Here is a 5,018-nt window from a genome sequence, read left to right as displayed (position 1 = left end):
CCCGAATGTCGACTTCGCGCTGGCCGCGCTGACGCGCAGCCTCAATCTCCCCGCCGACGCGCCCTTTCGCCTGTTCGCGCTCGGTCGCAGCATCGGCTGGACGGCGCATGCCATCGAGCAGGTGACGAGCAACAGGCCGATCAGGCCGCGAGCCCGCTATGACGGCCCTGCAGGAACACCTGACGGCTAGCCATCACGACATGGTGTCGAGCTTGCGCTGCATGGCGGCGATCTGCGCCTTCAATTCCTGCAGGTCGTCGGATTTCTCGTCCTTCTTCGGCGGCTCGGCGGGCGCCGCGGAATTGGGGCCGCCCGACGGGAACGGCGTGAACATGCGCATCGCGTTCTGAAACATCTCGACGTTGCGCCGCGTCTGTTCCTCCAGCGCCTTCATCGGCGTCTTCATCATGTCGATCGGTGCCTTGCCGAAGGCGCCCTTCAGCTGCTCGCGGAAGCGCTCCTGCTCCTTGGAGAAGGCGATCATCGACTGTTCGAGGAAGCTCGGCACGATCATCTGCATCTGGTCGCCGTAGAAGGAGATCAGCTGGCGCAGAAACGGGATCGGCAGCATGTTCTGCCCGTCCTTGTTCTCCAGCTCGAAGATGATCTGGGTCAGCACCGGATGCGTGATGTCGTCGCCGGTCTTGGCGTCCTGCACGGTGAATTCTTCGCCCTTCTTGACCATCTCGGCCAGATCTTCGAGCGTCACATAGGTGCTGGTGCCGGTGTTGTAGAGCCGGCGGTTGGCGTACTTCTTGATGACGATCGGGTCGTCTTTTGCGGCCATCCGTATCCTCCCCAGGATACCGGCGCGTTCACAGTAAGCGGCCGGTAACGATTGCGCCATTTGTCGAGGATATGCGCAAAAGCGTCACAATTCCAAGCGGTTTGTGCAGTGCGGCATCAATTAATGCCGAAAGGGCGGGCCAAATTGTGCTGCAGCGCGATGGCCACGCCGTCACGATAAGCGCTCGACTTGCTTGCGGCGCATGGCGGCCATGCCGATTTCCGGTTTGACTCAGGTGCTTGAACGGGCAAGAAAGTCTCCAAAGGATAGCCTAACGACACCTCGAAGCCTGGAGAAGAAAATGTCCGCTTCCAATTCAATCGTCGTCGCCAGCGCAGCCCGCACAGCAGTCGGCTCCTTCAACGGCAGTTTCGCCGCCACGCCCGCGCACGAGCTCGGCGCGGTCGTCATCAAGGAATTGCTCGCGCGTGCCAAGGTCGACCCGGCGGAGGTGGACGAAGTCATCCTCGGTCAGGTGCTGACCGCCGCTCAGGGCCAGAACCCGGCCCGCCAGGCTTCCATCAATGCCGGTCTGCCCAAGGAGACGACTGCTTGGGGCCTCAACCAGGTTTGCGGCTCGGGCTTGAGGGCCATTGCGCTCGGCATGCAGCAGATCGCCACCGGCGACGCCAAGGTGATCGTCGCCGGCGGCCAGGAATCGATGTCGCTGTCGCCGCACGCCCAGCACCTGCGCGCCGGCGTCAAGATGGGCGACTACAAGATGATCGATACCATGATCAAGGACGGCCTATGGGATGCCTTCAACGGCTACCATATGGGCAACACCGCCGAGAACGTCGCTCGTCACTTCCAGATCACCCGCGAAGTCCAGGACGAGTTCGCGCTGGCCTCGCAAAACAAGGCCGAGGCGGCGCAGAAGGCCGGTAAGTTCAAGGACGAGATCGTCGCCGTCACCATCAAGGGCAAGAAGGGCGACACCATCGTCGACCAGGACGAATATATCCGCCACGGCGCTACGCTGGATGCCATGACCAAGCTGAAGCCGGCCTTCGACAAGGACGGCACCGTCACCGCCGCCAATGCTTCGGGCATCAATGACGGAGCCGCCGGCGCGCTGCTGATGAGCGAGGCCGAGGCTGCCAGGCGCGGCATCACCCCACTGGTCCGCATCGCCTCCTGGGCGACCGCCGGCGTCGATCCGGCGATCATGGGCACCGGCCCGATCCCGGCCTCGAAGCGGGCGCTGGAAAAGGCCGGCTGGTCGGCCAAGGACCTCGATCTCGTCGAGGCCAACGAGGCCTTCGCCGCGCAGGCCTGCGCCGTCAACAAGGGCATGGGCTGGGATCCCTCGATCGTCAACGTCAATGGCGGCGCCATCGCCATCGGCCATCCGATCGGCGCCTCGGGCGCCCGCGTGTTCAACACGCTGGTCTACGAGATGCGTCGCCGCGGCGCAAAGAAGGGCCTCGCGACGCTTTGCATCGGCGGCGGCATGGGCGTTGCGATGTGTGTGGAAGCCTTGAACTGAGCGAGCGGCGAACTGAGCGAATAGCGAATGAGGAGTAGCGAACAGGGGAAATAGCGTTGCGCGACGGGCTATCGGATCCCTACTCGCTCTTCGCCACTCCCTATTCGTTCTTCCGACCAAAGGGAGGAAATGCATGAGCAAGGTAGCAATCGTCACGGGCGGATCGCGCGGCATCGGTGCGGCGATATCGGTGGCCCTGAAGAATGCCGGCTATTCGGTCGCCGCGAACTATGCCGGCAATGACGAGGCGGCCCAGAAATTCAAGGCCGAGACCGGCATCCCCGTCTACAAATGGTCGGTTGCCGATTATGACGCTTGCGCCGCAGGCATCGCCCAAGTCGAGGCTGATCTCGGCCCGGTCTCGGTGCTGGTCAACAATGCCGGCATCACCCGCGACACCATGTTCCACAAGATGACCCGCGAACAGTGGAAGGAGGTCATCGACACCAACCTTTCCGGCGTCTTCAACATGACGCATCCGCTATGGAACGGCATGCGCGATAGGAAGTTCGGCCGCGTCATCACCATCTCCTCGATCAACGGCCAGAAAGGCCAGATGGGCCAGGTCAATTATTCGGCCTCGAAAGCCGGCGACATCGGCTTCACCAAGGCGCTTGCCCAGGAAGGCGCCCGCGCAGGCATCACCGTCAACGTTGTTTGCCCCGGCTACATCGCCACCGACATGGTCATGGCCGTGCCGGAAAAAGTGCGGGAATCGATCATCGCTCAGATCCCGGTCGGCCGTCTCGGCGAGCCGGAGGAGATTGCGCGCTGCGTTGTCTTCCTCGCCTCCGAAGACGCAGGCTTCATCACCGGCTCGACGATAAGCGCCAATGGCGGCCAGTATTTCGCCTGAGATCTTGTTCGGCTGAACTCTTCTGACACCGATGGCAGGCGGCCCGCCGCAAACGGGCCGCCTGTTTTTGTCTGCGCTCCGGCAGCACCGGGTGGGCATGCCTCAATTTGGCACGCAAAAGTTAACAGCCTCCCCGCGCCCTGTGGGAAACCCGGTTCACAAGCTGTGGATTTTCGGTGCACAAGCTTTGGACAACACCATATCTAGGGGTGAACAAAACAGGAAGTTTTGCAGATCGCTGATTCGTCGCCGATTCGTTCCGGCTTTGGCCGAGAAGTTAACGCGCCGCGCCGGAAATAGGCGCGAACAAGATTAACGCCGGTTAGGAAAGATCAACCATTTCACAATGTTGGCGGCCGCGCTCGAGTCCGTCGCGGTCGCTCCCCCGCAAAGGTTAACGACGCTCCGGAACCAGCGCGAGCCAAGCACGAAACGGGCCAGTTCACAGATTCAGCATGTGGTGAGACTCATGGTCAAAAAATCCACATATAGCCGTGAACAAAACCTGAATCAGAGCGAGTCAGTGATTCGTCGCCGATTCGTTCCAGACTCGTTCCAACGGTTAATCGGCCGCGGATTTTGACCTTGCCTGTCGTCGCGCCATCTCTTGATGGGAACATTCCGCTTTCGCTTCGCGTCTGAAATCCCTATGTGTGCCCTGTCACACGCGGCGGCACCGCCGCGTCCCCGACAACAAGCGGCAGAAAGCCTCATTTCCGAGCCGATGAATATCCAGCCGAAACCCTCCCAGCCGCTGATCCTTTCCGGCCGCGACGTAACGGCCGTGCTCGGCCCCACTAACACCGGCAAGACCCATCTCGCCATCGAGCGCATGGTGTCGCACGACACCGGCATCATCGGTCTGCCGCTGAGGCTCCTTGCCCGCGAGGTCTATACGCGCGTCTGCGAGAAGGTCGGCGCCAGCAAGGTGGCGCTGATCACCGGCGAAGAGAAGATCGTGCCGGCGAGCGCGAGATATTCCGTCTGCACCGTGGAAGCGATGCCGCGAGAGACCGATGCCGCCTTCGTCGCCATCGACGAGGTGCAGCTCGCCGGCGACCTCGAACGCGGCCACATCTTCACCCACCGCATCCTGCATCTGCGCGGCCGCCAGGAGACGCTGCTTCTGGGCGCCGCCACCATGCACGGCATCCTGCAACGCCTGCTGAAGGGCGTCTCGGTGGTGACGCGGCCGCGGCTGTCGCATCTTGCCTACGCCGGCTCGAAGAAGCTCACCCGCCTGCCGCGGCGCACGGCGATCGTCGCCTTCTCCGCCGACGAGGTCTATGCCATCGCCGAATTGATCCGCCGCCAGCAGGGCGGTGCTGCCGTCGTTCTCGGCGCGCTCAGTCCCCGCACCCGCAATGCCCAGGTGGAGATCTTCCAGTCGGGCGACGTCGACTATCTAGTCGCCACCGATGCCATCGGCATGGGCCTGAACCTCGACCTCGAGCACGTCGCCTTCGCCCAGAACCGCAAGTTCGACGGCTACCAATACCGCAACCTGACCGCCGCCGAGCTAGGCCAGATCGCGGGGCGTTCCGGCCGACACCTGCGCGACGGCACCTTCGGCGTCACCGGCCAGGTCGATCCGTTCGACGAGGATCTGGTCAAGAAGATCGAGGGGCACGATTTCGACCCGGTGAAGGTGCTGCAGTGGCGCACCGCCGATTTCGATTTTGCCAGCCTCGATGCCCTGAAACGCTCGATCGAGACCAACGCGCCGGTCGAAGGGCTGACCCGGGCATTGCCGGCGGTCGACGCTCAGGCGCTGGAACATTTGTCGCGCGACGGCGACATCAGGACGCTAGCCACCGGCAGGGAGCGCGTGGCGCTGCTGTGGGAGGCCTGCGCGCTGCCGGACTACCGCAAGATCGCGCCCGCCC

The 5,018-nt window shown here is 63.0% G+C and carries 5 protein-coding genes; 4 read left to right on the top strand and 1 reads right to left on the bottom strand.

From position 1 onward, the window contains the following. The coding region (locus tag EOA60_RS18340) for a citrate/2-methylcitrate synthase (protein ID WP_281060753.1) at positions 1-190 on the top strand (190 nt) is incomplete at its 5' end. A gap of 3 nt (positions 191-193) precedes the next feature. Here the strand turns inward: EOA60_RS18340 and phaR are convergent. After that, positions 194-787 carry a polyhydroxyalkanoate synthesis repressor PhaR gene (gene phaR, locus EOA60_RS18335; protein ID WP_095799787.1) on the bottom strand — a complete coding sequence of 198 codons (594 nt, stop codon included), beginning with the start codon at positions 785-787 and terminating at the stop codon, positions 194-196. Between the two features lie 301 nt (positions 788-1,088). On the opposite strand from phaR, the gene EOA60_RS18330 reads away from it, so the two are divergent. The 3 genes from EOA60_RS18330 to EOA60_RS18320 form a co-directional block, all read left to right on the top strand. Then, the gene (locus EOA60_RS18330; protein ID WP_095824067.1) at positions 1,089-2,276 is read left to right on the top strand and encodes an acetyl-CoA C-acetyltransferase; all 1,188 of its coding nucleotides are present in this window, start codon (positions 1,089-1,091) and stop codon (positions 2,274-2,276) included. Between the two features lie 133 nt (positions 2,277-2,409). Beyond that, positions 2,410-3,132 (top strand): beta-ketoacyl-ACP reductase, encoded by a 723-nt coding sequence (locus EOA60_RS18325; RefSeq protein ID WP_067319406.1) that lies wholly within the window; start codon positions 2,410-2,412, stop codon positions 3,130-3,132. Positions 3,133-3,856: 724 nt separating this feature from the next. After that, positions 3,857-5,018, top strand: a 1,162-nt coding sequence (locus EOA60_RS18320; RefSeq protein WP_281060752.1) for a helicase-related protein, incomplete at its 3' end; no start/stop codon positions are given.

Origin of the sequence: Mesorhizobium sp. M1A.F.Ca.IN.020.06.1.1 (genome assembly GCF_004023265.1) — a bacterium.
In the GTDB taxonomy this organism is placed as follows: domain Bacteria; phylum Pseudomonadota; class Alphaproteobacteria; order Rhizobiales; family Rhizobiaceae; genus Mesorhizobium.
The sequence above is the reverse complement of the archived record's forward strand: the minus strand, read 5'-3'. Positions and strand labels throughout refer to the sequence as shown.